Here is a 26,543-nt window from a genome sequence, read left to right on the forward strand (position 1 = left end):
CTTCCGGATGAGGCCCCGCCCCAGGTCGGCGGACAAGGCCCACAGGGCCGACCGGGTGGGAATCACCCCCTCCCCAGGTGCGGCGCACGCGTGTCGGGCCGGGCGTCCGGCATGGTCATGTGTTCATGCGACTGTTGTTGTCCGCGTCCCTGTTCCTCCCCCTCGCTCTCGTGTCCGCGCCCGGGGTTGCGCACGCCGTCGGACCCGAGAGCGGCTGTGCCGTCTCCGACGGGCGCTCCTTCCCGCTCACCACCCGCATCCACGGCGGTCCCCGCTCCTACCAGGCCGGGGGCGGATACGGCACCTGGTACCTGGAGCTCACCAACAAAACCGGGGCGACCTGCGAGAACGTGCACCCCGTCGTCGTACTCGTGGACGAGAAGCGGGCCCTGACGTCGACCCAGCCCCGGCTGGAGTTCTACGCGGGGAACCAGACCCACCCCGTCCGGTTCGAGACCACCGACGAGGACGAACTCGTCGGAGCCTTCGAGGGGTTCCCCGGCTTCACCGTCGGCCCTCGCGGGACCGTCACCGTGAAGGTGCGGCTCGCCGTCACCTCCGATGCCGTGCCCAACCGCGTCACCGCCAACGCCGCCGTCGTGCAGCGCCACGACGACGACGGGGACTGGGTGGGCCAGTCCAACGACTACCGGTTCGGCATCGACTCCGAGCCCGCCCCCGCCACCACCGCCGACCCCGAGCGGTCCCCCGCCCCCCGCCTCCCCTCCGCCGAGGAGCTCGCCGGCACCGGCACCCCTGCCCCCACCCCTGCCCCCTTCGCCGAGGAACTCGCCAGCACCGGCACCCCCGCCGCCGCCGTCACCGCCGCCCTGGCCGTACTGCTCACCGCGGGCGGCACCCTGCTGGTGTTGCGCAGGCGCCGCTGAGCCCGCCGGACCCGTCTGCGACGATCCCTGCGTGGACTACCCGAACGACCAGGCCCCCGGCGCCCCCGTCCGCTCCGGCATCCCCGAACACGGACGCATCCCGAAGTACTACGCGGTGAAGGCGCGCGTCGACCACCTCGTGGCGCAACTCCCCGAGGGCAGCGCCATCCCCACCGAGCGCGATCTCGCCGAGGAGTACGACGTCGCCCGCGAGACCGTGCGCCAGGCGCTGCGCGAGCTGGTGCTGGAGGGCAAGCTGCGGCGGCAGGGGCGCGGAACCGTCGTCGCCGGGCCGAAGCTGGAGCAGCCGCTGTCCCTGGCCAGCTACACCGAGGGTGTACGGCGGCAGGGGCGCACCCCCGGCCGTACCCTCGTCACCCTCGACCGCTTCCCCTGCCCGGACCCCCTGGCCGCCGAAACCGGGCTCACCCGGGGCGAGGCCGTCTGGCACCTGGAGCGGGTGCTGCTCGCCGACGACGAGCGGGTCGGCCTGGAGAGCACCTACGTGGCCGTGGCCCGGGTGCCCCGCCTGGACACCGACTTCGACCCGGACTCCTCCTTCTACGCCTACCTCCACTCCCAGGACATCGCCTTCGGCGACGCCGACGAGCGCATCGAGACCGTGCTCGCCACCCCACGCGAGGCCCTGCTCATCGGCACCCCGCCGGCGCTGCCGATGCTCCTGATCCACCGGGTCTCACGGGACACCTCCGGAGCGCCCCTGGAGCGCGTACGGACCCTCTACCGCGGCGACCGCTTCTCCTTCAGCGCCCATCTCGGCGGCTGAAAATCGATCCTCCGAGCCCTTTTCTCCATAGACAAGAAGCATCACGAATGCATAACGGGTCTAGCCCAAACTTGATGGCTCGTTCACGCTCCCGTTGGGAGCCGGACCCTTCCGGTTCCCCGAGTCCGAGGAGCGTTGCCGTCGTGAGAGTGACAGTCGTCGGAGCCGGCGTGGTGGGCACCATGCACGCCTGGCAAGCAGTGGAACGCGGCCACGAGGTCGTACAGATCGAGCGCGAGGCGGAGGCTCGCGGCGCCTCGCTGCGCAATTTCGGCCAGATCTGGGTCAGTGGCCGCGCGGTGGGGGAGGAGCTGGACACCGCTCTCAGGGCGCGGGAGCTGTGGGAGGAGATCGGCGCTCGGGTGCCGAAGCTGGGCTTCCGGGCCAACGGCTCCCTCACCCCGGTCCGCGGCGACCTCGAACTCGCCGTCGCCGAGGCCGCCGTAGCCCGCCAGGACGCCGCGGCGCGGGGCCGCGAGCTGCTCACCCCGGCCGAGGCACGCGCCCTCAACCCCGCCCTGCGCGGCGAGTTCACCGCCGCCCTGTACTGCGAGCGGGACGCGGCCGTGGAACCGCGCACGGCTCAGCTCGCCCTGCGCGAAGAGCTGCTGAAGTCGCCGCGCTACACCTTCCTGCCCGGCCGCGAGGTCCGCGAGGTCATCGGCACCGGTGCCGTCCGCGACGACCACGGCGACGTCCACGGCGGTGACGTCGTCCTGCTGTGCACCGGCGCCTGGCTCGGCGGCCTGGTCCGCGAGCTGGCCGGGCCCGAGCTGCCGGTGCGCCGGGTCCGCCTGCAGATGATGCAGACCGACCCGCTGGGCGAACCGCTCGCCACCTCGGTCGCCGACGCCGACAGCTTCCGCTACTACCCGGCCTACCGCGGCGACGCCCTGGATGCCCTCGCCTCCGGGCAGCCGCAGAGCGAGACCGCCGAGCGGCACCGGATGCAGCTGCTCATGGTCCAGCGCGCCGACGGCGGACTGACCATCGGCGACACCCACGAGTACGAGCACCCGTTCGCCTTCGACACCCTCGAAGACCCCTACGACCACCTCGTCGAGGTCGTCGAATCCTTCCTCGGACGCCCGCTGCCGAAGATCCGCCGCCGCTGGGCGGGCGTGTACGCGCAGTGCACCGACCCCTCCCGGGTGGTGCACCGGCAACAGGTGCGCGACGGGGTGTGGCTGGTCACCGGGCCCGGCGGGCGCGGCATGACCTGCTCGCCCGCGATAGCCGAGACCACCGCGAACGAACTGGGCTGGTGAGGGACATGACCGAAGACATCCGACTCGTCGTCCTCGACATGGCCGGCACCACCGTCGCCGACGGCGGCCTCGTGGAGCAGGCGTTCACAGAGGCGGCCCGGCACCTCGGTGCCGAACCCGCGTCGATGCTGGCCCACGTCCGCGCCACCATGGGCGAGTCCAAGATCTCCGTCTTCCGGCATCTGTTCGGGGAGGAGGCGAAGGCCCAGCAGGCCAACCAGGCCTTCGAGGAGGCGTACGCCCGGCTCGTCGGCGCCGGCCGGATCGCGCCGGTCCCCGGGGCGCGCGAGGCCATCGAGGAACTCACCGCCCAGGGCCGTACCGTCGTGCTGACCACCGGCTTCGCCCGCACCACCCAGGACGCCATCCTGGCCGCGCTCGGCTGGCAGGACCTGGTCCCGCTGACGCTGTGCCCGGCCGACGCCGGGGGCCGCGGACGGCCGTACCCGGACATGGTCCTCACCGCCTTCCTCCGCACGGCCGCCGCGGACAGCGTCCGGCAGGTCGCGGTCGTCGGCGACACCTCCTACGACATGCTCAGCGGCGTCCGCTCGGGCGCGGGCCTGGTCGCGGGCGTCCTGACCGGCGCCCATGACGCGGACGCGCTCACGGCGGCCGGCGCGGGCCGGGTCCTGGACTCCGTCGCGCAGGTGCCGGGAGCGCTCGCATGAGCAGCGGTATCCGCTTCGACGGCGTCACCGTCTCCTACGACGGCCAGGTCGTCCTCGACGCCCTCGACCTCACCGTCGCCCCCGGCGAGGTCATGGCGCTGCTCGGGCCGTCCGGATCCGGCAAGACCACCGCGCTGCGGGCGGTCGCCGGGTTCGTGCGGCCCGCCGCCGGGCGGGTCTTCCTCGGGGACCGTGACGTCACCGGGCTGCCCCCGCACCGGCGGGGCATCGGGATGGTCGTCCAGCAGTACGCCCTCTTCCCGCACATGCGGGTCGAGGACAACGTGGCCTTCGGACTGAAGGCCCGCAAGGTGGCCCGGGACGAGATCCGCGCCCGGGTCGCCGAGGCCCTGGAGCTGACCGGCATGGCGGCCTACGCCCGCCGCTACCCCCGCGAGCTCTCCGGCGGCCAGCAGCAGCGCGTCGCCATCGCGCGGGCCCTCGCCATCCGGCCCGGAGTGCTGCTGCTGGACGAACCCCTGTCCGCCCTCGACGCCCGGCTGCGCTCCGGCATGCTCGCCGAACTGGCCCGCCTGCACCGGGAGCTGCCGGACGTCTCGATCCTGTACGTCACCCACGACCAGGTCGAGGCGCTCACCCTGGCCGACCGGATCGCGGTGATGGACTCGGCACGCCTCCAGGCCTGCGGCACCCCCCGGGAGCTGTACCGCGCCCCGGCCAACGAGTTCACCGCGTCCTTCGTGGGCAACGCCAACCTGCTCCCGGTCACCGTGGGTCCGGGCGGCGTGACCTTCGCCGGCACCGAACTGAAGGTCGACACCACGGGCGTCGCGCGGGGCGCGCGGGCCACCCTGTGCGTACGGCCGCACCTGATCGGCGTCGGCGACGGCCCCAACCGCCTGACCGGGACGGTACGGGAGATCCAGTGGCGGGGCGCCACCCACCGGCTGTACGTCGAGACCGACGGCCACCGGGTCATGGCGGACCTGCGGGAACTGAGGAACCCGCCCGCCCTCGGCGACACGGTGAGCCTGCACTTCTCCCCGGAGGACGCGGTACTGCTGGCCGCCGGAGTCGGCGATGACTAGACGGCTCCTGTGGGCCCTCCCGCCCGTCGCCCTCCTCGCCCTGTTCTTCCTCTATCCCCTCGCCCTCGTCGTCGAGCAGTCGCTGAAGCCGGACACCGGGGGCACGTCCCTCCAGCCGTACGCCGACGTCTTCGCCTCCGAGGCGTTCCGCGAGGCGCTGTGGACCACCGTGTGGCTGGCGCTCGCCGCCACCGCCGGATGCCTGGTCCTCGGTTTCGCCCTGGCGCTGGTCATCGCCTTCGTGCCCTTCCCCGGCGCACGGGCGGTGGCCCGGTTCATCGACGTCTTCCTCTCCTTCCCGTCCTTCCTGATCACGCTCGCCCTGCTGTTCGTGTACGGCACGGTCGGCATGGCCAACGGACTGTGGACGGACGTCACCGGGGCCGCCGACGGGCCCTTCCAGTTCCTCACCACACCCTGGGGCGTCCTGCTCGCCGAGATCACCTACTTCACGCCGTTCGTGATGCGGCCCCTGCTCGCGGCCTTCGCCCAGCTCGACACCGCGCAGCTGGAGGCGGCCGGTTCACTGGGCGCCCGGGCGCCGAGGATCATCCGTCGGATCATCCTGCCCGAGGCGCTGCCCGCCCTCGCGGCCGGCGGCAGCCTGGTCCTCGTCCTGTGCCTCAACGAGTTCGGCATCGTGCTCTTCACCGGCGCCAAGGGCGTCACCACGCTGCCCACCCTCGTCTACAGCAAGGCGATCCTGGAGTCCGACTACCCGGGCGCCTGCGTGGTCGCCGTCGTCAACGTCCTGATCTCCGTGGGCCTGTACGGCCTGTACCGGGTGGTGAGCCGTCGTGCTGGTGCATAACCGCGGGGCCAAGTGGACCGTATGGGCCCTCTTCCTCCTGCTGTTCCTGCCCCTGTTCGCGCTGCCGCTGCTGGTGGTCCTCGGCGCCTCCTTCGCCACCCACTGGTCCAGCGTGCTGCCGTCCGGCTTCACCACCGAGCACTACGCGGCCGCCACCCGCGGCGAGGCCCTTCAGGCGCTCACCACCAGCCTGGTCACCGCGGCCGGCGCGAGCCTGCTCGCCCTCGCCACCGGGACCTGGGCAGCCCTCACCGCCCAGGCCCTCGGCAGGCGCGGACGGCGGGTGCTCGACGCGCTGTTCGTGCTCCCGCTCGCGGTGCCCTCCGTGGTCGTCGGGCTCGCCGTGCTGGTCGCCTTCTCGCAGCCGCCGATGCTGCTCAACGGCACCCGGTGGATCGTGATCGTCGCGCACACCGTGCTGGTCACCGCCTTCGCCCACCAGTCGGTGTCCGCCGCGCTGACCCGCCTCGACCCCGCCTACGAGCAGGCCGCCGCCTCGCTCGGAGCGCGCCCCTCCGCCGTGCTGTGGCGGGTGAAGCTGCCCCTGCTGCTGCCCTCCCTGTCCGCCGCGGCCGGCCTCTGCTTCGCCCTGTCCATGGGCGAACTGAGCGCCACGATGATGCTCTACCCGCCCGACTGGACCCCGCTTCCGGTCCTGATCTACGCGGCCACCGACCGCGGTGCCCTGTTCACCGGGTCCGCGATCGCCGTGGTCCTGATGACGGCGACGCTGCTCGTGCTGTTCGCCGTCTCCCGCGTGCGCACCAAAGCCTCCTACCGCTGACCGACACCCCCCTTACCTGTTGGGAGTTCACCTCGCCATGCCCAGAAACCGCAGCACGCTCGCCGTAGCGCTCGCGCTGGTCGCCACCCCGGCGCTGTCCGCCTGCGGCGGCAGCTCCGCCGCCTCCGACGAGAAGGTCGTCACCGTCTACAGCGCGGACGGCCTCAAGGGGGAGAACGGCGACGGCTGGTACGACCGGATCTTCGCGGACTTCGAGAAGGAGACCGGGATCACGGTCGAGTACGTCGAGGGCGGCTCCGGCGAGATGGTGCAGCGCGCCGTCCGCGAGAAGAGCAACCCGCAGGCCGACGTCCTCGTCACCCTGCCGCCGTTCATCCAGCAGGCCGACGGCAAGGGGCTGCTGCAGACGTACGTCCCCAAGGGCGCCGACCAGGTGAGCGGCGCCGACAAGTCCGCCGACGGGACGTGGACCTCCGTCGTCAACAACTACTTCGGGTTCATCTACAACACGAAGGAACTGGCGCAGGCCCCCACCACGTGGGAGGAGCTGCTGGACCCCAAGTACAAGAACAAGCTCCAGTACTCCACCCCGGGCGTGGCCGGTGACGGAACCGCCGTCCTCATCAAGGCGATGCACGACTTCGGCGGCGAGGAGGCCGCGCTGGAGTACCTCGGCGAGCTGCAGTCCAACAACGTCGGCCCGTCCGCCTCCACCGGCAAGCTCGCACCCAAGGTCGACAAGGGCGAGCTGCTGGTCGCCAACGGCGATGTGCAGATGAACTACGCCCAGTCCAAGGACATGCCCAACCTCGGGATCTGGTTCCCCGCGCGGGAGGGCGGCAGGCCGACGACGTTCGCGCTGCCGTACGCCGCCGGTCTGGTGACGGACGCCCCGCATACGGAGAACGGCAAGAAGCTTCTCGACTACATGCTCAGCCGGACGGCACAGCAGCAGGTCAGCGAGATCGGCGGCGGCTTCACCGCCCGCCAGGACATCGAGGCGGCCGACGCCGACGCGATCGCCCTGACGAACATCGTCAAGGACGTCGAGATCTTCGAGCCGGACTGGGACGCCATCGAGAAGAACCTCACCGAGCACGTCGACAACTGGAAGTCGGCAACCGGCAGCTGAGAGCCGTCCGGCGGCGCCCCTGCCCGCGTAGCTGCGGGCAGTCGTGCCGCTGGGGCGGCACGGGTGGGCGCGGCGGCACCCCGCAAGCGCGGGCGAACGCACCCACCCCACGGCACCCCGACCCCCGGTCACCCGGCACCAACGGCACCTCCACCCCCGTTCGACCCCGGAGCCTCTCATGACGTCACACCCGACCCGCCGCACCGTGCTCACCGCCACCACGACCACCGCCGCGGCCCTCGCCCTCGGGGCCGCCCCCGCGCACGCCGTCCCGGTGCTGCCCAACGGCACCAGCAAGGACAAGATCCTCGTCATCGGCATGGACGGTCTGCGCCACGACCGGATCGCCGCCGCCGACGCCCCGCACCTGAAGGCCATGATGAGCGAGGGCACCTTCGGCACCTCGCTGCTCTACGCCAACCCCATGGCCGCCACCTCCTCCGGCCCCGGCTGGTCGACCATCGCCACCGGCGTCTGGCCCGACAAGCACGGAGTCAAGGACAACACCTTCACCGGCAAGAAGTACGGCCAGTACCCCGGCTTCCTCGCCCGCCTCGCCCAGCTCCGGCCCGAGCTGTCCACCTACGCCGCCGTCGACTGGAAGCCCCTCGACACCCAGGGCACCGTCACCCCCGGCGCCGACGCCAAGCTCGTCCTCGACGGCGACGCCGACGGATACACCGGCCACGACGCCACCATCGCCGCCGAGGCCGAGGCCCTCCTGCGCGACCAGAACCCCGACGTCCTCTTCGTCTACTTCGGCCAGTCCGACATCGTCGGCCACAACTCCGGCGCCGGCAGCCAGGCGTACCTGGACCAGATCGCCGTACAGGACGCCTACCTCGGCAGACTCCGCGCCGCGATCAAGGCCAGGCCCAGCCACTCCACCGAGCGCTGGACCGTCATCGTCACCACCGACCACGGCCACCTGGACGCAGGCGGCCACGGCGGCTCCGCCATCGAGGAGCGCCGCACCTTCGTCCTGGCCACCGGCCCCGGTATCGCGGCCGGGGCCCGCCCCCTGGACACCCGGCTCGTGGACGTCGTCCCCACCGTGTTCCAGCAGCTCGGCATCCCCGTCGACCCCTCCTGGGGCCTGGACGGCAAGCCGATCCAGGAACGCTCCACCGACCCCTTCGACGCGCTCCCTCTGTCCGCCCGCACCGACGAGACGGGCATCCCCCAGAGCGTCCTCGGCTACACCCGCACCCCGCCCAGCGGCTGGTCCGTCATCAACAGCGCCATGGGCACCGGCGGGATCACCGAGTGGCGCGGCTGGTCCTTCGCCACCGACGAGTTCTGGTCCCGCACCCAGCGCGACCAGTCCCGGGAGCTCAACGTCCGCGCCCGCGGCGTCTTCGCCGTCGCCGACTCCGACGAATGGGCGGACAAGACCTTCTCCGGCACCTTCGACAGCACCCTGGTGACGCCCGCCCACAACGTCACCGGCAAGAGCACGGTCCGCCTGGACTTCGTCACCTTCTACCGTCAGGAAGGCGCCCAGACCGCCCAGATCCTCGCCTCCTTCAACGGCGGCACCCCCACCGCCGTCAGGAGCTACACCTCCGACGTCGTCTCCCAGCCGCAGTCCCTGTCCGTACCGGTCCCGGCCGGAGCCACCACCGTGAGCTTCCGCTTCCGCTACACCGGGTCCAACAACTGGTACTGGGTGATCGACGGGGTCAAGGTCAGCACTTCCTGATTAGGCTGAGGGCGTCGGTACGCCGTGGTTCCGGCGCCCTCCGCTCATCCCGTACGTACGCCAGGAGTTCCGCACATGGCAGACCGCAAGCCCATCGAGTCATGGCTCACCGACATGGACGGGGTGCTGATCCACGAGGGCGTACCGATCCCCGGCGCCGACGCCTTCCTGAAGAAGCTGCGCGAGTCCGGCAAGCCCTTCCTGGTGCTGACCAACAACTCCATGTACACCCCGCGCGACCTGCACGCCCGGCTGCGCCGCATGGGCCTGGAGGTGCCGATCGAGTCCATCTGGACCTCGGCGCTGGCCACCGCCCAGTTCCTGGACGACCAGCGGCCCGGCGGCTCCGCGTACGTCATCGGCGAGGCGGGCCTGACCACGGCACTGCACGACATCGGCTACATCCTCACCGACCACGAGCCGGACTACGTCGTCCTGGGGGAGACCCGGACGTACTCCTTCGAGGCCATGACCAAGGCGGTCCGTCTGATCAACGGCGGCGCCCGGTTCATCTGCACCAACCCCGACGAGACGGGTCCGTCCACCGAGGGCCCGCTGCCCGCGACCGGCGCCGTGGCCGCCCTGATCACCAAGGCGACCGGCAAGCAGCCCTACTTCGCGGGCAAGCCGAACCCCCTGATGATGCGCACCGGCCTGAACGCCATCGGCGCCCACTCCGAGTCCAGCGCCATGATCGGCGACCGGATGGACACCGACGTACTGGCCGGCATCGAGGCCGGGATGCAGACGTTCCTGGTGCTGACCGGGCTGACCGGGACCGCGCAGGTGGAGAACTTCCCGTACCGCCCCTCCCAGGTCGTCGACTCCATCGCGGACCTGGTCGACCGGATCTGAAACCCGCTTCCGCCCGAATACGACCCGTTCGGAGCAGCCGGACCCCCCTGAGGATGCGGGGTCCGGCACCCAGGGGGACTCTCCAGGTATCTGGAGGTTCACGATGGGCACATTCAAAGTCACTCTCTGTGCGGCTACCGCGGTGGTCGCCGCGGCGCTCACCCCGGCGGCGTACGCGGCGGACGGAGGTGGCATCTCGGTGAATCCGGCCTCTCCCGTCCCGGGCGCCGAGGTCGCGCTGCGGATGACGGGCTGCGCCGAACGGACGGCGAGCGCCTTCTCGGCCGCGTTCGTCACCGACGTCAAGCTGGCCGTCACCGGCTCCGAGGGCGTCCTCGTCGGCGAGAGCCGCATCCGGTCCTCGCTGCGGGTCGGCTCCTACGACATCACCGTCACCTGCGGGGATGCCCGGCACACGGTCGAGCTCCCGGTGGGGAACACGCCCAAGGCGCCCGCCTCCCCGATCGCCCCCGTCAAGGCGGGCGGCGGCGGTGCGGCGGTCCAGGTCGCCGCCGGGGAGACCAGGACGGCCGGACCGGGCATCGGCCACGCGGTGACCGGCCTCGTCCTCGCCTCGGTCGCGGCGACGGCCGTGGCGCTCAGAAGCGCCCGCCGGAGCCGCGGGACGGACTGACCATGTCCGACGAACACCGCTCCCGGCTCTCCGGCCGGCTGCTGACGGGCCTGGCCTGGGCCGTGCTGCTGCTCGGGCTGTGGCTGTGGGGACGGGACGTCACCGACGTACGGCACGGGGCGTCCGCGCCCACCACCGGCGACATGGCCGCGGTCGGCCGCCCGCCCGACGTCGACCTGCCGCCCCCCGCCGGACCGCTGGGCCCGGCGCATCCCCAGCGCCTGGACATACCCGGCCTCGGCGTGCAGGCACCCGTGGTCGCCCGCGGCCTGGATCCGCAGGGCGCCGTCGACCCGCCGCCCTTCGAGCAGCCCGGCGTCGTCGGCTGGTACGCGGCCGGCGCGGCACCCGGCGCCCGCGGGACGGCCCTGATGGTGGGGCACGTGGACACCGAGACCCGGCCCGCCGTCTTCTACAAGATCAGCGCGCTCAAGCCCGGCGCGACGGTCCGGGTCATCCGCGACGACGGGCGGGTCGCCGAGTTCACCGTCGACGACGTCCAGGTCGTCACCCGTGAGCTCTTCGACGCCCGCCAGGCCTACGGGCCCCGCGACCCCGGCCGCGCCGAACTCCGGCTCATCACCTGTGGCGGCACCTTCGACCGGGCGAGCCGCAGCTACACGGCGAACGTGGTGGTGTCGGCGTATCTCACGGGCACGGGCCTGTGACGCGCACCCGGCCCGGTCGACGACCCGCTCCCCGGGAAGCCGCCGACCGGGCTGGTCCTCGACCGCGCACGCTCGGGCTGCGGGAGAAACCCGAAGGCAGCGCGGGAGGCTCGAAGGGTCATGAGAGGGAGGCGCCAGGCCGGGCGGGGGCCGGGGCCGTCCGGTACGACTGTAGAACGGAAGCAGGCCCCGGCCCAGGGGCCGACCTCGTGTGCTTCGGGATGCGTGTGTCAGGATTGAGGCTTGGATGAGTGCACCCAAGGGGGAGTGGATGTACGGCAGCAGGGGGGCCCGCAGGGGGGCGTCCGCGGTGGTGCTGGGGGCGGCACTGCTGATCGCGGGCTGTTCTTCCTCGGACGACGGGGGTGACGAGCCGGAGAACGCCGGCGCCGGCATCACCCAGCAGCCCAAGGACATCGACCCGTTCTGGGTCAATCCGCAGGGCAACGCGGCCCAGCAGGTGGCCGCCTACGAGAAGGCGGGCAAGAAGGCCGACGCCGAGCAGATCCGCAAGATCGCCGAGCAGCCGACCGGCGAGTGGATCGGCCCGGAGACCCCGGAGGACGACGCCCGCGGCTACACCGAGGCCGCGGACAAGGCGGGCCGCACGGCCCTGCTGGTCCTCTACAACATCCCGCACCGCGACTGCGGCCAGTACTCACAGGGCGGCGCCGCCGACGGCAACGCCTACCGCGAGTGGATCGACGGGGTCGCCCAGGGCATCGGCGACCGCTCGGCCACGGTCGTCCTCGAACCGGACGCGGTCCTGCACCTGGTGGACGGCTGCACCCCGGACGAGTTCCACGAGGAGCGCTACGACCTCCTCAAGGGCGCGATCGAGAAGCTGAAGTCGCTGAAGAACACCAAGGTGTACCTCGACGCGGGCAACGCGGGCTGGGGCAACCCGGACCAGATCTTCGAGCCGCTGAACTGGGCCGGCATCGCCAAGGCGGACGGCTTCTCGGTCAACGTCTCGAACTTCTACACCACCGAGGACTCCATCGCCTACGGCAAGACCCTCTCGGCGAAGGCGGGCAACAAGCCCTTCGTCATCGACACCAGCCGCAACGGCAACGGCCCCTACGAGGAGGGCGACCCGGCGGAGCGCTGGTGCAACCCGCCCGGCCGCGCCCTGGGCGAGACCCCGACGACCAAGACGGCCGACCCGCTGGTCGACGCCTACGTCTGGGTCAAGCGCCCGGGGGAGTCGGACGGCGAGTGCAAGGGCGGCCCGAAGGCCGGCGAGTGGTGGCCGGAGTACGCCCTGGAACTGGCCAAGGCGACCACGCCCTAGGGGCGCGGGGAACTGCGCGAGCAGCCCCCACACGCCCCGAAGCCGCCGACGGCGCTATGGCACCCGAACCCATTGCGCCTCGGACGGCACTCCCTGGTCGTCCACGACGAACAGCATGTACCACCCGGCCTGAACAAGGTTCTTGTTCTCCGGCATCGTCACCGTCACCTTGTTCCCCTCCGTCGTGAAGTCCAGCGCGATCGACCGCTGGTCCACGTCCGTCACATGCGTGGCCGCGCTCGGCCGGATCAGCCGCACCTTCTTGATGGAGGAGGCGTGCTGCGAGGTGAACGTCCCGGACTCGCCGTGCTCGATGGTCTCCGTCCCCTTGGACAGCGACGGCCGCGAGCCCTGGTACAGATACGGCGGCGTGTAGATCTCGATCCGCTGCTCGAACTTGCCCGGCTTGGTGTTCGCCTTGTCGGCGTAGAGCGAGTCCGAGCCGAAGAACATCACGCGTCCGTCGGGCAGCAGCACGGAACCGGAGTGGTAGTTCCGTCCGACCAGGGGATCCGCGACCTGATCGAAGGAGTTGCTCGACGGGTCGTAGAGCCGGGCTTCGAGGATGTTGGAGTCACCCCGCCCGCGATAGTCCTCCGAACCGCCCGACACCAGCACCGAGTCATCGGGCAGCACGGAGGCCGACGGATAGCGCGTCCCCTTCTCCAGCGAGGGCCCGTCCACGAACTTCGGGCTGTCCGCCTTCAGGTCGACGATCCGGGTCTTCTCACTGGACAGCTTGGACTCGCCGACCCCGCCACCGCCGATGACCATGTACTTCTCGTCCTGCGCCGGAGGCAGCAGCACGGTCCCGGAGGTCTCCAGCCGGTCGGGGTCGCTCAGCCCGGGAACCTTGGTGAACTTGTTGGTCTCCACGTCCCAGACGCCGGGGTCACGCCCGACGTCGTCCGGCCCGTAACCGGCGTTGGAGCCGGAGTAGAAGACCTTGCCGTTCTGCATCAGGAACAGCGCCGGATACGTCGGGAACTGCCGGACCTTGTCGGTGTACGTCCACTTCTGGGTCTCGGGGTCGTACACCTCGTTCTTGCCCGGCACCAGCTGCCCGATGTCGTCGAGCCCGGAGACGCTGAGGATCTTCCCGTCGCTCAGGGTGGTGAGCGTCGGGTACCAGCGGGCCTCCTTCATCGGGTCGACCTTGATGTACTTCTCGGCGACCGGATCGAACTCGTAGGCGTCCCGGATGCCCTGGAAGTCCTTCTTGTCCAGTGCGAGCTTCTGGGCGATGCCGTAGGTGTTCCGCGCGTCGGTGCCGGACAGGCCCTGCACCCGGTAGTTGTCCTCGGTGCCGGTCTCGTACTTGGAGCCGCTCTTCTGCGCCTCGACGTAGATCCGCCCGAGACCCGGGTCGTTGCGCAGGAACTCGCCGGTCGCCTGGTCGAAGACCTTCTTCGCGCGCGGCACCAGCACCGGGTCCTTGGAGACGAACGTCTTGCCGTTCTCCTTGCCGGTGAACTTGGTCCCGGCGGGCAGGGTGATCGGCTCGTCCGGGTTCTCGTTGTGGACGATCATCAGGCCGCCGGCCTTGGTGACGTCACCCTTGAGCTTCTCGTACCGCTTGGTGCCGCCGGCGATCAGCAGATTGCCGTTCGCCAGCTGGGTGTGGCCGGTGCAGAACAGGTCGGTCGGGGTGGGCACCTTCTTGATGGTGCCCTTGACCGGGTCCCAGATCCGGGTGTCGAACTTCTTCGCGTCGAAGTTCTCCTGGTTGTTGCCGGAGCCCGCGACGAGCAGCACCTTCCCGGTGCGCAGCAGCGCCGCGTGGATGGTGTTCTGCCGGTACTCCTCCGGGAAGTCGACGATCTCCCAGTGGCCGTTGTCGGCTTTGTACTCCGGTCGGTTGATCTGGTACTGGTGGTATTTCTCGGTGCCGAAGCGGTAGAGCCACGGACCGTTCATCCCGGCCAGCGCGAGCACCACCGCCGTGCCTATCGCGAGTCGACGGACACGGCGGCGGCCGGCCTGGTCTTTCATTCCTTACGTCCCCCAAGTCCACCCAGGGCGATCTGCATGGTCTGGTCGGTGCCGCCGCCCTGCGAGGCGGCCCAACTCGGCTTGTGCTGCGGGTCGTGCTGCGCGCCCGGCTGGGCCGGCAGCGGCTGCGCCTGGTGCGGCGCCACCGGGGCGCCCGCCTCCGGCTCCCCGCTGACCGGCGGCTTCTTCTTCGCCTGCCGCAGCATGTGCCGCCAGGCGAAGATCGGGGTCGCGGTGATCAGCATGGCGAACGTCGCCCAGATGACCATCGCGGGGTGCGCGTGCCCGTAGACGAAGCCGGCGGCGATCGAGGCGCCGAAGATCAGGATGAAGTACCAGTGGTAGCGGAAGGTCCCGAACCAGCGGTCGGGGCTGGCCGAGTCGCCCTTGGGGGTCACCACGAACTTGCTCTTGCGGCGCAGCACCGAGTCCATCAGCGCCTTGGCGTACAGCGGCGCCGACAGCGCGGACATCACCATGCCGGCCACACCGCCGGAGCCCTCCGGCTCGTGCGGCGAGACGTTGTGGCGGCGGTTCCAGATGTACAGGCCGATCTGGAGCGCGGAGGCGTTGCCGTAGAGCATCAGCCAGATGGTGGGGTCGATGTTCACGCCGGAGGCGCCGAGGCCCAGGAACAGGGCGCAGCTGAGGGCCGCGAGGATCCAGTTCAGGGCGGACATCGGGTAGAAGATGATCATCATCGTGTAGTTGAAGAGCTTGCTCGGCGGCAGCGAGTACCAGCCCTTCCAGTACTGCTTGAGGATCGTCTCGTAGGTCCCTCGCGACCAGCGCATCTGCTGGGTGAAGAAGTCCGTCCAGGCGCTCGGGCCCTCACCGACGGCGAGCACGTCCGGCGTGTACACCGAGCGCCACTTCTTGCCCGTCGCCGGGTTCTTGTGGCGGTGGATCTCGAAGCCGGTCGCCATGTCCTCGGTGATCGAGTCGTACAGACCGCCGATCTGCTGCAGCGCCTTGATCCGTACGGCGTTCGACGTCCCCACGAACATCGGGGAGCCGTAGCGGTTGCCCGCGCGCTGGATGAGGGCGTGGAAGAGGAACTGCTGGGACTCGGCGGCCTTGGTGACGAAGTTGTCGTAGTTGCCGTAGACCTGCGGGCCGATGACGAAGCCGACGTTCGGGTCCCGGAAGAAGCCGAGCATGCGCTCCAGGTAGTTCGGGAGCGGCACGTGGTCGGTGTCGACGGAGGCGAAGAAGTCGTAGTCGTCGCCGTGCGCGTCCAGCCAGGCGTTGTAGTTGCCGTGCTTGGTCTTGGCGCGGTGCGGGCCCTTGGCCTGGTTCCACTTGGCGATGCCCTTGCGGGAGAAGTGGTGCACGCCGAGCCGGGCGCAGACCTCCTTGACCTCCGGGTCGTCGCCCTCGTCGAGCAGCCAGACGTGCAGCAGGCCCCGGTGGCGCAGCTTGACCGCCGCCTCCAGGGTCTTGGTCACCATCTCCAGCGGTTCCTTGCCGGGCACGAAGGAGGTGAGGAAGGCGACCTTGGTGCCGGTCTCGGGCACCACCGGGATCGGGTCGCGGGCGACCAGGGTGGCGTGCGCGTTGGACAGGACGTTCATGCACCGGAAGAACTCGATCAGACCGATCGAGACGAGCATCACCATGTCCAGCGCCGGCAGGAAGTCATAGGCCGGATAGTCGCGTTCGGTCCAGTGCCCGGGCTGCAGCAGCCAGGCCAGCAGCACCAGCGAGAGCAGCGGCGCCGCGGCGAGCATCAGGGCCACCCGTATGCGGTGCGGCTCCTGGGAGATCAGCGAGCGGTACTGCACCCGGTACGGCTTGTTCGGATCGGGCTGGGTGAGGGGACCGGCCAGCCGGCTGTAGTGCTCGTAGTCGTATTTCGGCAGCGTCTTCTTGATGCGCCGGAACGACCCGGTCCGATGAGTCGGCACTCTGAGCTGAGTGGTCTGGGACGGGTCGGAGTTCTGCCGGGCGCCCGTCGGCGTCGACGTCATGAGTCATCCCCCCACACGCAGGTCGACCGCGTGTCTGTCGGTTCCTTCGTCGGTGTCGGTCCCCCTCGACCTTCACAGACGTATCAGTGGCGGGTCACCGTCACCACATCTTCCACTTCATAGACATGGAAACGCGACCTTCCGGTTGCATGATGCCCCCCTCGGCATCCGGTCGTGAACGGGGCCCCTCTCCCCGCCAGAACGGCAACCGGCTCCTTGCCCCCCAACTGCCGCACACGGGCAGCAGCTTGAAGAACCAAGGGTTCTACGGCGTTCGGCATGATCGCAAGATGCGAAACGCGGTGTTTACCGGTCATACGCGTTCATTGTGGCGGCTGTGGGGGTCTTGGGTGTCCGGTGTGCGCGTCCGGGGACGCGGGAAGCCCCCCGCGTCGACGGGGGGCTTCCTGTGTCGGTGCGCCGCCAGGGACTCGAACCCCGGACCCGCTGATTAAGAGTCAGCTGCTCTAACCAACTGAGCTAGCGGCGCCTGCTGACGCGACAACTCTACCCGACCTGGGAGGGTGCTCCGGACGGCCCCGGCCGGGCCCCGGGCCGTACATCATTCGGACCGTCAACATGCGCGCCCGGAAGACGGTTGCGAAACTGACGAATGTGTACACACGCGGACATTTCCATCCGGAATGTGAGGGTCATCGCATGGGGACTCCGGTCTTCGAGGAATTCGATCCCCCGAACGACTGCGAGTGCCCCGGATGCGTTCACTGGCGCCGTGTCCTGCCGCACTCCGCGGCCGGCCGCGGGGGCGCCCATCCGGCCCACCGGACGGTGATCGTGGCGGCCGCCGCGGCGGCGCTCGGCGCCGGGCACGCCGTACCGGCGCTCGCGGCCCCGCAGGCGCCCGGTCGGCCGAGCCTTCCGGCGGCCGACGAGCCCGACACCCCGCAGGGGAGCAAGGCCCCCCTGCACGGCCCCGGCGGGGCCCCGGGGAAGCCTTCGGCGGCGCCCGGCACCACCCGCGCGGAGATCATCCGGCGGGCCAAGCAGTGGGTCGCGGCGAAGGTGCCGTACAGCATGTCCCAGTACTGGTCGGACGGGTACCGGCAGGACTGCTCGGGGTTCGTCTCGATGGCCTGGAGCCTGCCCGGCAACGAGTGGACCGGCACCCTCGACCAGTACGGCGTGCGCATCGCGAAGGAGGACCTCCAGCCCGGCGACATGCTGCTGTTCCACAACCCGGCCGATCCCGAGCGGGGCTCCCACGTCGTCCTCTTCGGCGGCTGGACGGACTACACCCACACCTCCTACATCGTCTACGAGGAGACCCGCCCGCACGCCCGCAGGCAGGCCACCCCGTACGCCTACTGGAGCCACTCCAGCCGCTATGTCCCCTACCGCTACAAGGGTCTGGCCGGCGGTACGGCGGGCTCGGTGCCGGAGACCGCCGGACCGGAGGCGGCGCCCTATCCGGGGCGGGCCTACTTCGGGCCCGGGGCCAACAACAAGTACGTCACCGAGCTGGGCCGCATGCTCGTCGGGCGCGGGGCGGGGCGCTACTACACCTCGGGCCCCGGACCGCGCTGGTCGGACGCCGACCGGCGGGCCACGCAGGCCTTCCAGCAGGCGCAGGGCTGGCGCGGCGGGGACGCGGACGGGCTGCCGGGGCCGCGGACCTGGGCCCTGCTGGTCACCGGCCAGGGCAGGGACATCGCCGCGGGAGCGGCCGGTGCGCCCGCGCCGCCCTCCTCGCACGGGGTGCCCGGGTATCCGGGGCGGGCGCTATTCCGGCCCGGGGCCGACAACACCTACGTCACGCTGCTCGGGAAGCAGCTGGTGAAGAAAGGGTTCGGCAAGTACTACACGACCGGTCCCGGACCGCGCTGGGGCGAGGCGGACCGGCGGAACGTCGAGGCGTTCCAGCGCGCCCAGGGATGGCGGGGCGGCGCGGCGGACGGCTACCCGGGGCCGGAGACCTGGCGGCGGCTGTTCGCGTAATCGATCTTTACCCCCCTGTTGTGACGCATCTGGCGCGGAGGCTGGAGGCACGCATGAGCACGACCACTTCACCGACACCGGAGTCCGAGGGACCGCCCAGGACCGCCCGGCTGATCCAGAACGAGGCCACCACCGAGATCCCCGTCCATCTGCTCTTCCGGGACGAACCCGCCCCGGTGTCCGTCCCGCTGAAGCCCGCCGTCGTCAGCCGCCGCCAGGGCACGGGGGAGCAGCCGCGGCTGCGCCGGCCGGCCGCCACGAGGGCGCGGACCGTGCCCGACGTGGACCCGGCCCTGACCGAGCGGCCCGCCAGGGTGCTGCCCGGCGCGGTGGGGGTGCTGGCCGGTGCCTGCGGTCTCGCGGGCTGCGCGGTCACCTCCTGGTGGGCCGGGGCACTGCCGCCGCTCGTACTGGAGGCGCTGCGGCTGCCGTCGTACGCGGGCGGCAGCCTCGGCCCCGCGCAGTGGGCGGCCTACGCCGGGGCCGGTGCCCTCGGCCTGTTCGGCTTCGGCGGACTGGCCCGGGGCCGGACCGGACGGGCCTGGGTGCTCGGTCTGTTCGGCCGCTACCGGGGGACCGTCCGGCGCACCGGACTGATGTGGGTCAACCCGATGCTGCTGCGCCGCCGGGTGGACGTACGGCTGCGGCACTGGCGCAGCGAGCCGATGCCGGCGGCCGACGCGAGCGGGGTCGCGCTGCGGGTGGTGGTCCTCGCGGTGTGGCGGGTGCGGGACACCGCGCGGGCCACGCTGGGCGTCGAGGACCACGAGGCCTATCTGCGGGAGTGCGTGGCCGCCGCGCTCGCCCGGGTCCCGGTGGAGGCACCGGGGTCGGGGCGCGGCGGCGGCGAGGCGGCGGGGGAGGCGCTGACCCGGCTGGTCGCGGCCGACGCGGCGCCCGTCGGCGTCGAGGTGTTCTCGGTGCAGCCGGTCCAGGTGGAGTACGCCCCCGAGGTGGCCGCCGCCATGCACCGGCGCCGGATCGCCGCGCTGGACGCCCAGCACCGGGCGTCGATGCTCACCTCGGTGGTGGACTCGGTGGAGGACACGGTGACCCGGCTGACCATGCGGGGGCTCGTCGAACTCGACGACTACGAGCGCAAGGCACTGGTGAAGGACCTCACGGTCGCCTTCTGCGCCGGGCGGGGGGAATCCGCCCCGTGACGGGTGTGGTCATGTCTTTGTTCTGGACATGGCCAACCAACGGCAATATTCTCGGACTTGGTCTAGACCTACCCTGCACAGCTCACTGAACATCCCCCACGTTCCCAGGAGCGGCAGTATGCGCAGAAAGACCAAGTTGTCTGCTGCCGTGGTCGGTCTCGCCACCACTGGAGCCCTTGTGCTCTCGTCCGGCGGGGCCAGCGGCCACGGCTACACCGATCTCCCCATCAGCAGGCAGAAGCTCTGCCAGAACGGCACCGTGACCAACTGCGGCTCCATACAGTGGGAGCCGCAGAGCGTCGAGGGCCCGAAGGGCTTCCCGGGCTCCGGCCCGGCCGACGGGCAGATATGCAACGGCGGGGTCGGCCACTTCGGCCAGCTCAGCGCCCCGCGCACCCCCTCGGGCGGTGCCTGGCCCGCGACCAAGGTGACCGGCGGTCAGAGCTACACCTTCCGCTGGCAGTTCACGGCCATGCACGCCACGACCGACTTCCGGTACTACATCACCAAGCCGGGCTGGAACCAGAACCACAATCTGGCCCGCTCCGACCTCAACCTCACACCGTTCCTGACGGTGCCGTACAACAACCAGCGGCCACCGTCCACGCTCTCGCACAGTGGCAGGCTGCCGTCCGGGCTCAGCGGACGGCACGTGATCCTGGCGGTGTGGACGGTCGCCGACACCAACAACGCGTTCTACGCCTGCTCGGACGTCACGTTCTGAGCCTCACCGAGGTCCTCCGGGGGCGGCCGACCGTCCTCGGGGGGCTCCGGGCATGTTCATCTGACGGCTCGTCAATTACTCTGCGCGGGCATGGAGTCCACGAGCACCGCCGAACTCGTAGGGGCGCGCTGGGGTGATCACCGGCCGGGGCTGTGGTGCGCGGACCGGGTCATGACCCACCACGAGGTCGCCGCCGGTGCCGCCGCCCGCGCGGCGCTCCTGGCCGACCTGCTGCCGGCCGGCGCCGAGCCGCACGTCGGAGTGCTGCTCGACAACACCCCGGAGTACCCCCTGTGGATCGGCGCCGCCGCCCTCGCCCGGGCCGCGGTCGCCGGGATCAACCCCACCCGCAGAGGCCCGGAGCTGGCCCGGGACATCCTGCACACCGAGTGCCGCGTCCTGATCACCGAGCCCGGCCATCTGCCCCTGATCGAGGGCCTCGACCTGCCCGGCGTCCGGATCCTGCTGACCGGCTCCGAGGAGTACGACGCCCTGCTCGCGCCGTACGCCGGTGCCCGTCCCGACACCTCCCGCGCCACCCCGGGCGACCGGCTGCTGCTCTGCTTCACCTCCGGTTCCACCGGCGCCCCCAAGGCCGCGATCTGCACGCAGGGCCGGCTGGCGGCGGCGGGGAGGTCGCTGGCCGGACAGTTCGGCACCGGCCCCGAGGACGTTCACTACATCTGCATGCCGATGTTCCACGGCAACGCCGTCATCGCCGACTGGGCCCCCGCCCTCGCGGCCGGGGCGGGCGTGGCGCTGCGGCGGCGGTTCTCGGCGTCCGGGTTCCTGGCGGACGTACGCACGTACGGGGCGACGTACTTCACCTACGTCGGCCGGGCCGTCCAGTACCTCCTCGCCACCGAGCCGCGCCCCGACGACCGCGACAATCCGCTGCGGCTCGGCTTCGGGACCGAGGCGGGGAGGGCGGACGCGGTGGCCTTCGAGCGGCGGTTCGGGGTGCGGCTGGTGGAGGGGTACGGGTCCTCCGAGGGCGGTGCCGCGGTGCAGTGGTCGCCGGGGACTCCGGCCGGGGCGGTGGGGCGGGCGGGGCCCGGGCTCGTCGTACTCGATCCGGAGACGGGCCGGGAGCGGCCGCCGGCGCGGTTCGACGCGGGCGGGCGGCTGCTGAACGGGGACGAGGCGATTGGGGAGCTGGTGAACCGGGGGCCGAGCCCCTTCGAGGGGTACTGGCGCAATCCGGCGGCGGAGGCGGAGCGGCGGCGGGACGGGGCGTACTGGACCGGCGACCTCTTCTGCCGGGACGCGGACGGCTACCTCTGGTTCGCCGGGCGCACCGACGACCGGCTGCGGGTCGACGGGGAGAACCTGGCCGCCGCGATGATCGAGAACATCCTCGCCCGGTACGAGGGCGCCCGCGCCGTCGCCGTGTACGCGGTGCCGGACCCGGTGACCGGGGACCAGGTGATGGCGGCCGTCGCCGGGGACTTCGACCCGCTGGGGTTCGCGGAGTTCCTGCTGGCCCAACCGGACCTGGGCACGAAGATGGCGCCCCGTTTCGTGCGGGTCATGGGCCGGATGCCGGTCACAGCGACGAACAAGATCCACCGAGCCCAGCTCAGAAACGAGGGCCTCCACTCCCCGGACCCGGTGTGGTGGCGCCCCCCAGGCACACCCACGTACCGCCCCCTCACCCCGGAGGACACGAAAGGCCCCCTCGTCTCCCCGAGCCCCTGACAAAGCGAAGGCCCCCCGCTGCTCGCGAGGGGCCTTCACCGTCTGTGCGCCGCCAGGGACTCGAACCCCGGACCCGCTGATGCTGCATCTTCCGGGGGGTGACCCCCGGACCCCCAGCCGCCCTCGCGGCACCGAGGTGGTCCGGGGCCAATGGATGAAGGCCCCCCGCTGCTTGCGAGGGGCCTTCACTGTCTGTGCGCCGCCAGGGACTCGAACCCCGGACCCGCTGATGCTGCATCTTCCGGGGGGTGACCCCCGGACCCCCAGCCGCCCTGGCGGCACCGAGGTGGTCCGGGGCCAATGGATGAAGGCCCCCCGCTGCTTGCGAGGGGCCTTCACTGTCTGTGCGCCGCCAGGGACTCGAACCCCGGACCCGCTGATTAAGAGTCAGCTGCTCTAACCAACTGAGCTAGCGGCGCATGACTCACGCCAACCGCTTGTTTTGGTGTCTCGCGGCTGGCGACGAAGAAAATAGTACCTGGTCCGAGGGGGTGCTTCGAACCACGGGCAGGCCGGCCCACCGCCCCCACGGCCCGCGGACGAGAGACGAGCTAGATCGCCAAAGACAACAGCACCGGCGCCGCGTTCCGGTTCAGCGCGTCCGCCGCCTGCCGCAGCCGGTGCGCGTGCTCCAGCGGCAGCGACACCGCCAGGCACCCCACCGACGCCCCCGCCGTGATCGGCACCGCGGCGCACACCGTGCCCACCGCGTACTCCTGCAGATCCAGCACGGGAACCGTCGGCGGCTGGGCCGCGAGCCGAGACAGCAGGAGCTTGTCACTGGTGATCGTGCGCGAGGTGAGCCGGGCCATCTTGTGCCGCGAGAGATGGTCCCGCCGGCCGTTGTGGTCGAGCTGGGTCAGCAGGCTCTTGCCGACCGCCGTCGCGTGGGCGGAGAAGCGGAAGTCCACCCACTCGTTCACCGCGGGAGCGGCCGGGCTCTCGGCGTACTGGGTGACCTTCACCTCACCGTCGACGTACCGGCTGATGTACACCGCCGCGCCGACCGAGTCACGCAGCCGGTCCAGCGTCCGCTGGAGCTTCTCGCGCAGGGCCGCCTCCCGGTCGTGCGCCGAGCCCAGCCGGGCCAGCGCCTCGCCGGTGACATAGGCGCCGTCCGTGGTCTGCTCGACGTACCCCTCGCGGCGCAGCATCCTCAGGAGGCTGGGCAGGCGCTCGGGGCTGAGGGTGGTGTGCCGGGCGAGTTCGGTGTCGGTGATTCCGGTGGTGTGCCGTGCCACGGTCTCCAGGACGCGCAACGCGTCCTGGGCCGAGTGGTACGGCGCGGTCGGCTCGTGCTTCAGCGCCACGGTGTTTCCCCCTGCGCTAGCTGTGTGAGGCCGGATTCCGGTCAGGCAATCTCCACGATAGCCGCCAAGGGGCCTGTAGTGAGCGCTTGTTGACGAGAATCCGACGCCCTCAACTGCGGCGATAACCCCCTGGCATATGACACCGCCATCACCTGGCCCGCCGCGTCACAGCACCGCGCCGAGAAACTCCCGGGTCCGGTCGTGCTCGGGGTCGCTGAAGATCTTCTCCGGGGCGCCGGCCTCGATGACCCGCCCGGAGTCGAACATCAGCACCTGGTCCGAGATGTCCCGGGCGAAGTTCATCTCATGGGTCACACAGAGCATCGTGATGTCGGTGGACCGGGCGATGTCCCTGAGCACATCGAGGACGCCCGCAACCAGCTCCGGGTCCAGCGCCGAGGTCACCTCGTCCAGCAGCAGCACCCGCGGACGCATCGCCAGCGCCCGGGCGATCGCCACCCGCTGCTGCTGGCCGCCGGAGAGCTGCCCGGGGCGCTTGTCCAGGTGCTCGGTGAGGCCGACCAGCTCCAGCAGGTCCCGGGCCCGCTCCTCGGCCGCGTCCTTGGACATGCCGAGCACGGTCACCGGGGCCTCGGTGATGTTCCTCAGGACCGTCATGTTCGGGAACAGGTTGAACTGCTGGAACACCATCCCGATCTTCTTGCGGACCTCGCGCACCTGCTTCTCGGGCGCCGGGAACAGCCGCTGCCCGTCCACGGTGATCGTGCCCTCGTCGGGCTTGGTCAGCGTCATCAGCAGCCGCAGGATCGTGGTCTTGCCCGAGCCGGAGGGGCCGATCAGCGTGACGTGCTTGCCCGCCTGGACGGAGAAGTCGAGGTGGTCGAGGACGGTGTTGTCGCCGAACCGCTTGGTGACCTGCTCCAGCCGGATCAGCTCGCCGTTCGCGCGCCGGTCGGCGGGGTTCATGTCGGGGCCGGGCTGGATGTCAGTGGACAAGGCGTCGCTCCAGGGCTCGCAGAAGAAGGGAGGCCAGATAGGAAATGACGATGAAGGCCACACCGATCACCGTCAGCGGCTCGGTGAACTGGAACTGCTCCTGGGCGAACAGCCGCGCCTGGCCGAGCATGTCGAGGACGGTGATCGCCATCAGCAGCGGCGTGTCCTTGAGCATGGAGATCACGTAGTTGCCGAGCGCCGGCACGACCCGCCGGATCGCCTGCGGCAGGATCACCGCGGTCCACGTCCGGGTGAGCGGCAGGTTCAGCGCCGTCGCGGCCTCCCACTGGCCGACCGGCACCGCCTCGATGCCGGCCCGGTAGACCTGCATCGTGTACGTGGAGTAGTGCAGCCCGATGCCGACCACACCGGTGATCAGCGCCGAGAAGGTCAGGCCCCACTCGGGCAGCACGTAGAAGAGGAAGAACAGCTGCACCAGCAGCGGGGTGTTGCGGATGAACTCGGTGACCGCCCCGACCGGCCAGCGCACCCAGCGGCTGGGCGCGCGCATCAGCAGCGCCCACACCAGCCCGAGGGCGAAGGAGATCAGCGAACCGAGGGCGAGGGCCTGGAGGGTGACCCACAGCCCGTCCCAGAAGTGCGGCATGAAGTCGCTCACGGCGTTCCAGTCCCAGGTCATCACAGACCACCCCCGACCGGCTCGGGCACGACGACCCGCTTCTCCGGCTGCTTGCCGACACCGGCCTTCAGCTGCTTCTCCAGACCCCGCATCACCCGGGTGAGCAGGAAGGCGATCACGAAGTAGATGAACAGCAGGTAGGTGTAGATCTCGGCGCTCTCCTGGAGCGCGAGCCGTACCAGGTTGCCGCTGAACGCCAGATCGCCCATGCCCATGACCGACACCAGTGCGGTGCCCTTGAGCAGCTCGATCAGCAGGTTGGAGAAGGGCGGGATCATCTCCGGCACCGCCTGCGGCAGCAGGATCAGCCGCATCCGCTGCCAGGGCGTGAAGCTGAGGGCGATACCGCCCTCCTGCTGCGCCGGATCCACCGCGGTCAGGGCGCCGCGCACGATCTCCGAGCCGTACGCGCCGTACGTCAGGCCGAGCGCCAGCGTGCCGGCCCACATCGGCACCAGCTGCCAGCCGAAGGCCGTGGGCAGCACGAAGAACACCCAGAAGATCATCACGAGCGCGGAGGTCCCGCGGAACACCTCGGTGTAGAAGCCCGCGAGGAAGCGGACGATCCACAGCCGGTGGGTGCGGGCGATGCCGACCACGAACGAGACGGCCGTGGCCAGCAGCGCGCTGAGGAACAGCAGCTGGACGGTGACCCAGACGCCCTTGAGTACGAGTTCCCAGAGTCCCGACGTCATCCGCCGCACAGCTCCTTCGCGGTCAGGTCGGTCATCTCCGCCTCGGTGAAGCCGAACGGCCTGAGGATGCGCAGCAGTTCGCCGCTCTTCTTCAGCTTGTGCAGCTCCACGTTGAAGGCGTCCCGCAGCCTGGTCTCGGTGGGCCGGAAGGCGAACGCGCCGCCGTCCACATGGGGTTTGCCGCCGACGATGGGCTTGAAGGCCTTGGTCGCCTCCGCCTTGCTCGACTTCTTCACCACCTCGCGGGTGGTCAGCGCGGTCCCGGCGAACACGTCGACCCGCCCCGCCTCCACGGCGTTCAGCCCGGCGACCTGGTCCGGGACGATGAGGATGTCGCTCTCCTCGTACCCGGCCTCGACCGCGTACTGGATCTCCGCGTAACCGGTTCCGGTGGCGAACTTCGCCTTCTTCTCCACCACGTCCCGGTAGGTGTGCAGACCCTTCGGATTGCCCTTGCGGACGATGAAGGAGTCGAGCATCTGGTAGTCGGGATCGGAGAAGATGACCTGCTCGCAGCGCTCGGGATTGACGTACATCCCGGCCGCGACCACATCGAACTGCTGCGAGTTGAGCCCGGGGATCAGCGAGCCGAACTCGGTCGGCACGGGCTGCACCCGGTCCACCCCGAGCCGCTTGAAGATCACCTTGGCCAGTTCGGGCGCCTCGCCGGTCAGCTCACCGTCGCGGTCGATGTAGCCGAACGGAATCTCACCTGCGATGCCCAGCCGCACGACACCCGCGGCGCGCAGCCGTTCCAGCAGGTCACCGCCGTCCTCCGTGGACGCCGTGGCGACCCGTGAGCAGCCTGCCGCGCCCAGCGCACCGAGCGCCGCCACCCCCGCGAGCAGCGTTCGGCGGGTGGGTCCAGATGTGTGTTCGCCATGTTCGAGTGGTGGAGCCATGGCGGCGCGGCTACCCGAGCGCATGCGATGTAT

Annotated in this window: 23 protein-coding genes, 2 tRNA genes and 1 pseudogene; 17 read left to right on the forward strand and 9 right to left on the reverse strand. The window is 70.8% G+C overall.

The window, feature by feature from the left end; translation table 11 throughout:
- Window positions 1-125 precede the first annotated feature (125 nt).
- The 13 genes from ACFYW5_RS06395 (at window position 126) to ACFYW5_RS06455 (ending at window position 12,503) form a co-directional block, all read left to right on the forward strand.
- Window positions 126-887 carry a hypothetical protein gene (locus tag ACFYW5_RS06395; protein WP_389415794.1) on the forward strand — a complete coding sequence of 254 codons (762 nt, stop codon included), beginning with the start codon at window positions 126-128 and terminating at the stop codon, window positions 885-887.
- A gap of 31 nt (window positions 888-918) precedes the next feature.
- Entirely contained in the window at window positions 919-1,674 is a 756-nt protein-coding gene (locus tag ACFYW5_RS06400; protein ID WP_389415795.1) for a GntR family transcriptional regulator, read from the forward strand.
- A 143-nt stretch (window positions 1,675-1,817) separates the two neighbouring features.
- A complete protein-coding gene (locus ACFYW5_RS06405; RefSeq protein WP_389415797.1) occupies window positions 1,818-2,942 on the forward strand; it encodes a TIGR03364 family FAD-dependent oxidoreductase in 1,125 nt (374 codons plus the stop codon).
- Between the two features lie 5 nt (window positions 2,943-2,947).
- Window positions 2,948-3,613, forward strand: a complete 666-nt coding sequence (locus tag ACFYW5_RS06410; protein WP_389415798.1) for an HAD family hydrolase — start codon at window positions 2,948-2,950, stop codon at window positions 3,611-3,613.
- On the forward strand, window positions 3,610-4,662 hold the full coding sequence (locus tag ACFYW5_RS06415; RefSeq protein ID WP_389415799.1) for an ABC transporter ATP-binding protein: 1,053 nt from the start codon (window positions 3,610-3,612) through the stop codon (window positions 4,660-4,662). Before ACFYW5_RS06410 ends, ACFYW5_RS06415 begins: the two co-directional genes overlap by 4 nt.
- Window positions 4,655-5,473, forward strand: a complete 819-nt coding sequence (locus ACFYW5_RS06420; RefSeq protein ID WP_389415800.1) for a 2-aminoethylphosphonate ABC transporter permease subunit — start codon at window positions 4,655-4,657, stop codon at window positions 5,471-5,473. Before ACFYW5_RS06415 ends, ACFYW5_RS06420 begins: the two co-directional genes overlap by 8 nt.
- Window positions 5,460-6,257 carry an ABC transporter permease gene (locus tag ACFYW5_RS06425; protein WP_389415801.1) on the forward strand — a complete coding sequence of 266 codons (798 nt, stop codon included), beginning with the start codon at window positions 5,460-5,462 and terminating at the stop codon, window positions 6,255-6,257. Before ACFYW5_RS06420 ends, ACFYW5_RS06425 begins: the two co-directional genes overlap by 14 nt.
- A 37-nt stretch (window positions 6,258-6,294) precedes the next feature.
- A complete protein-coding gene (locus ACFYW5_RS06430) occupies window positions 6,295-7,350 on the forward strand; it encodes a 2-aminoethylphosphonate ABC transporter substrate-binding protein (RefSeq protein ID WP_389415802.1) in 1,056 nt (351 codons plus the stop codon).
- A gap of 178 nt (window positions 7,351-7,528) precedes the next feature.
- A complete protein-coding gene (locus ACFYW5_RS06435) occupies window positions 7,529-9,052 on the forward strand; it encodes an alkaline phosphatase family protein (protein WP_389415803.1) in 1,524 nt (507 codons plus the stop codon).
- A gap of 75 nt (window positions 9,053-9,127) precedes the next feature.
- Window positions 9,128-9,907 (forward strand): HAD-IIA family hydrolase, encoded by a 780-nt coding sequence (locus ACFYW5_RS06440; RefSeq protein ID WP_250076234.1) that lies wholly within the window; start codon window positions 9,128-9,130, stop codon window positions 9,905-9,907.
- A 103-nt stretch (window positions 9,908-10,010) separates the two neighbouring features.
- Window positions 10,011-10,541, forward strand: coding sequence for a hypothetical protein (locus ACFYW5_RS06445; RefSeq protein WP_389415804.1), 531 nt, complete (start codon window positions 10,011-10,013; stop codon window positions 10,539-10,541).
- A 2-nt stretch (window positions 10,542-10,543) separates the two neighbouring features.
- Entirely contained in the window at window positions 10,544-11,209 is a 666-nt protein-coding gene (locus tag ACFYW5_RS06450) for a class F sortase (RefSeq protein ID WP_389415805.1), read from the forward strand.
- Window positions 11,210-11,480: 271 nt separating this feature from the next.
- Window positions 11,481-12,503, forward strand: a complete 1,023-nt coding sequence (locus ACFYW5_RS06455) for a glycoside hydrolase family 6 protein (RefSeq protein WP_389416421.1) — start codon at window positions 11,481-11,483, stop codon at window positions 12,501-12,503.
- Window positions 12,504-12,557: 54 nt separating this feature from the next.
- Here ACFYW5_RS06455 and ACFYW5_RS06460 read toward each other — a convergent pair whose 3' ends face one another.
- From ACFYW5_RS06460 to ACFYW5_RS06470, 3 genes are all read right to left on the reverse strand, one after another.
- A complete protein-coding gene (locus ACFYW5_RS06460; protein ID WP_389415806.1) occupies window positions 12,558-14,495 on the reverse strand; it encodes a galactose oxidase-like domain-containing protein in 1,938 nt (645 codons plus the stop codon).
- Window positions 14,492-16,465, reverse strand: a complete 1,974-nt coding sequence (locus ACFYW5_RS06465) for a glycosyltransferase family 2 protein (RefSeq protein WP_389415807.1) — start codon at window positions 16,463-16,465, stop codon at window positions 14,492-14,494. Before ACFYW5_RS06465 ends, ACFYW5_RS06460 begins: the two co-directional genes overlap by 4 nt.
- Before the next feature lie 416 nt (window positions 16,466-16,881).
- A tRNA-Lys gene (locus ACFYW5_RS06470) sits at window positions 16,882-16,955 on the reverse strand.
- A 170-nt stretch (window positions 16,956-17,125) separates the two neighbouring features.
- Between ACFYW5_RS06470 and ACFYW5_RS06475 the strand changes: the two genes are divergently transcribed.
- The 4 genes and pseudogenes from ACFYW5_RS06475 (at window position 17,126) to ACFYW5_RS06490 (ending at window position 22,086) form a co-directional block, all read left to right on the forward strand.
- Entirely contained in the window at window positions 17,126-18,421 is a 1,296-nt protein-coding gene (locus tag ACFYW5_RS06475) for a peptidoglycan-binding protein (RefSeq protein WP_389415808.1), read from the forward strand.
- A 53-nt stretch (window positions 18,422-18,474) separates the two neighbouring features.
- Window positions 18,475-19,584 carry an SPFH domain-containing protein gene (locus ACFYW5_RS06480; RefSeq protein ID WP_389415809.1) on the forward strand — a complete coding sequence of 370 codons (1,110 nt, stop codon included), beginning with the start codon at window positions 18,475-18,477 and terminating at the stop codon, window positions 19,582-19,584.
- 118 nt (window positions 19,585-19,702) lie between these two features.
- On the forward strand, window positions 19,703-20,308 hold the full coding sequence (locus ACFYW5_RS06485; protein ID WP_389415810.1) for a lytic polysaccharide monooxygenase: 606 nt from the start codon (window positions 19,703-19,705) through the stop codon (window positions 20,306-20,308).
- Window positions 20,309-20,398: 90 nt separating this feature from the next.
- A pseudogene (locus ACFYW5_RS06490) lies at window positions 20,399-22,086 on the forward strand (AMP-binding protein).
- Between the two features lie 265 nt (window positions 22,087-22,351).
- Here the strand turns inward: ACFYW5_RS06490 and ACFYW5_RS06495 are convergent.
- The 6 genes from ACFYW5_RS06495 to ehuB all read right to left on the reverse strand — a co-directional run bounded on the left by ACFYW5_RS06495 (window position 22,352) and on the right by ehuB (window position 26,510).
- A tRNA-Lys gene (locus tag ACFYW5_RS06495) sits at window positions 22,352-22,425 on the reverse strand.
- 132 nt (window positions 22,426-22,557) lie between these two features.
- Window positions 22,558-23,316 (reverse strand): IclR family transcriptional regulator, encoded by a 759-nt coding sequence (locus ACFYW5_RS06500; protein ID WP_389415811.1) that lies wholly within the window; start codon window positions 23,314-23,316, stop codon window positions 22,558-22,560.
- 165 nt (window positions 23,317-23,481) lie between these two features.
- Complete coding sequence (gene ehuA, locus ACFYW5_RS06505; protein WP_389416422.1) at window positions 23,482-24,243, reverse strand: ectoine/hydroxyectoine ABC transporter ATP-binding protein EhuA; 762 nt, start codon at window positions 24,241-24,243, stop codon at window positions 23,482-23,484.
- Window positions 24,244-24,262: 19 nt separating this feature from the next.
- The gene (gene ehuD, locus ACFYW5_RS06510) at window positions 24,263-24,913 is read right to left on the reverse strand and encodes an ectoine/hydroxyectoine ABC transporter permease subunit EhuD (protein WP_389415812.1); all 651 of its coding nucleotides are present in this window, start codon (window positions 24,911-24,913) and stop codon (window positions 24,263-24,265) included.
- Window positions 24,913-25,608, reverse strand: a complete 696-nt coding sequence (gene ehuC, locus ACFYW5_RS06515) for an ectoine/hydroxyectoine ABC transporter permease subunit EhuC (protein ID WP_389415813.1) — start codon at window positions 25,606-25,608, stop codon at window positions 24,913-24,915. Before ehuC ends, ehuD begins: the two co-directional genes overlap by 1 nt.
- Complete coding sequence (ehuB, locus tag ACFYW5_RS06520; RefSeq protein ID WP_389415815.1) at window positions 25,605-26,510, reverse strand: ectoine/hydroxyectoine ABC transporter substrate-binding protein EhuB; 906 nt, start codon at window positions 26,508-26,510, stop codon at window positions 25,605-25,607. Before ehuB ends, ehuC begins: the two co-directional genes overlap by 4 nt.
- Window positions 26,511-26,543: the final 33 nt, after the last annotated feature.

Source organism: Streptomyces sp. NPDC002779 (assembly GCF_042888685.1).
Taxonomy (GTDB): Bacteria; Actinomycetota; Actinomycetes; order Streptomycetales; family Streptomycetaceae; genus Streptomyces.

What these genes read in the sequence shown, in the direction of transcription:
- ACFYW5_RS06475 (WP_389415808.1), top strand. Translation starts at nt 17,126, where the DNA reads ATGGGGACTCCGGTCTTCGAGGAATTCGATCCCCCGAACGACTGCGAG.
- ACFYW5_RS06440 (WP_250076234.1), top strand. Translation starts at nt 9,128, where the DNA reads ATGGCAGACCGCAAGCCCATCGAGTCATGGCTCACCGACATGGACGGG.
- ehuB (WP_389415815.1), bottom strand. Translation starts at nt 26,510, where the DNA reads ATGGCTCCACCACTCGAACATGGCGAACACACATCTGGACCCACCCGC.
- ACFYW5_RS06430 (WP_389415802.1), top strand. Translation starts at nt 6,295, where the DNA reads ATGCCCAGAAACCGCAGCACGCTCGCCGTAGCGCTCGCGCTGGTCGCC.
- ACFYW5_RS06460 (WP_389415806.1), bottom strand. Translation starts at nt 14,495, where the DNA reads ATGAAAGACCAGGCCGGCCGCCGCCGTGTCCGTCGACTCGCGATAGGC.
- ehuC (WP_389415813.1), bottom strand. Translation starts at nt 25,608, where the DNA reads ATGACGTCGGGACTCTGGGAACTCGTACTCAAGGGCGTCTGGGTCACC.
- ACFYW5_RS06480 (WP_389415809.1), top strand. Translation starts at nt 18,475, where the DNA reads ATGAGCACGACCACTTCACCGACACCGGAGTCCGAGGGACCGCCCAGG.
- ACFYW5_RS06450 (WP_389415805.1), top strand. Translation starts at nt 10,544, where the DNA reads ATGTCCGACGAACACCGCTCCCGGCTCTCCGGCCGGCTGCTGACGGGC.
- ACFYW5_RS06435 (WP_389415803.1), top strand. Translation starts at nt 7,529, where the DNA reads ATGACGTCACACCCGACCCGCCGCACCGTGCTCACCGCCACCACGACC.
- ACFYW5_RS06410 (WP_389415798.1), top strand. Translation starts at nt 2,948, where the DNA reads ATGACCGAAGACATCCGACTCGTCGTCCTCGACATGGCCGGCACCACC.
- ACFYW5_RS06445 (WP_389415804.1), top strand. Translation starts at nt 10,011, where the DNA reads ATGGGCACATTCAAAGTCACTCTCTGTGCGGCTACCGCGGTGGTCGCC.
- ACFYW5_RS06415 (WP_389415799.1), top strand. Translation starts at nt 3,610, where the DNA reads ATGAGCAGCGGTATCCGCTTCGACGGCGTCACCGTCTCCTACGACGGC.
- ACFYW5_RS06465 (WP_389415807.1), bottom strand. Translation starts at nt 16,465, where the DNA reads ATGACGTCGACGCCGACGGGCGCCCGGCAGAACTCCGACCCGTCCCAG.
- ACFYW5_RS06420 (WP_389415800.1), top strand. Translation starts at nt 4,655, where the DNA reads ATGACTAGACGGCTCCTGTGGGCCCTCCCGCCCGTCGCCCTCCTCGCC.
- ehuD (WP_389415812.1), bottom strand. Translation starts at nt 24,913, where the DNA reads ATGACCTGGGACTGGAACGCCGTGAGCGACTTCATGCCGCACTTCTGG.
- ACFYW5_RS06485 (WP_389415810.1), top strand. Translation starts at nt 19,703, where the DNA reads ATGCGCAGAAAGACCAAGTTGTCTGCTGCCGTGGTCGGTCTCGCCACC.
- ACFYW5_RS06455 (WP_389416421.1), top strand. Translation starts at nt 11,481, where the DNA reads ATGTACGGCAGCAGGGGGGCCCGCAGGGGGGCGTCCGCGGTGGTGCTG.
- ehuA (WP_389416422.1), bottom strand. Translation starts at nt 24,243, where the DNA reads ATGAACCCCGCCGACCGGCGCGCGAACGGCGAGCTGATCCGGCTGGAG.
- ACFYW5_RS06395 (WP_389415794.1), top strand. Translation starts at nt 126, where the DNA reads ATGCGACTGTTGTTGTCCGCGTCCCTGTTCCTCCCCCTCGCTCTCGTG.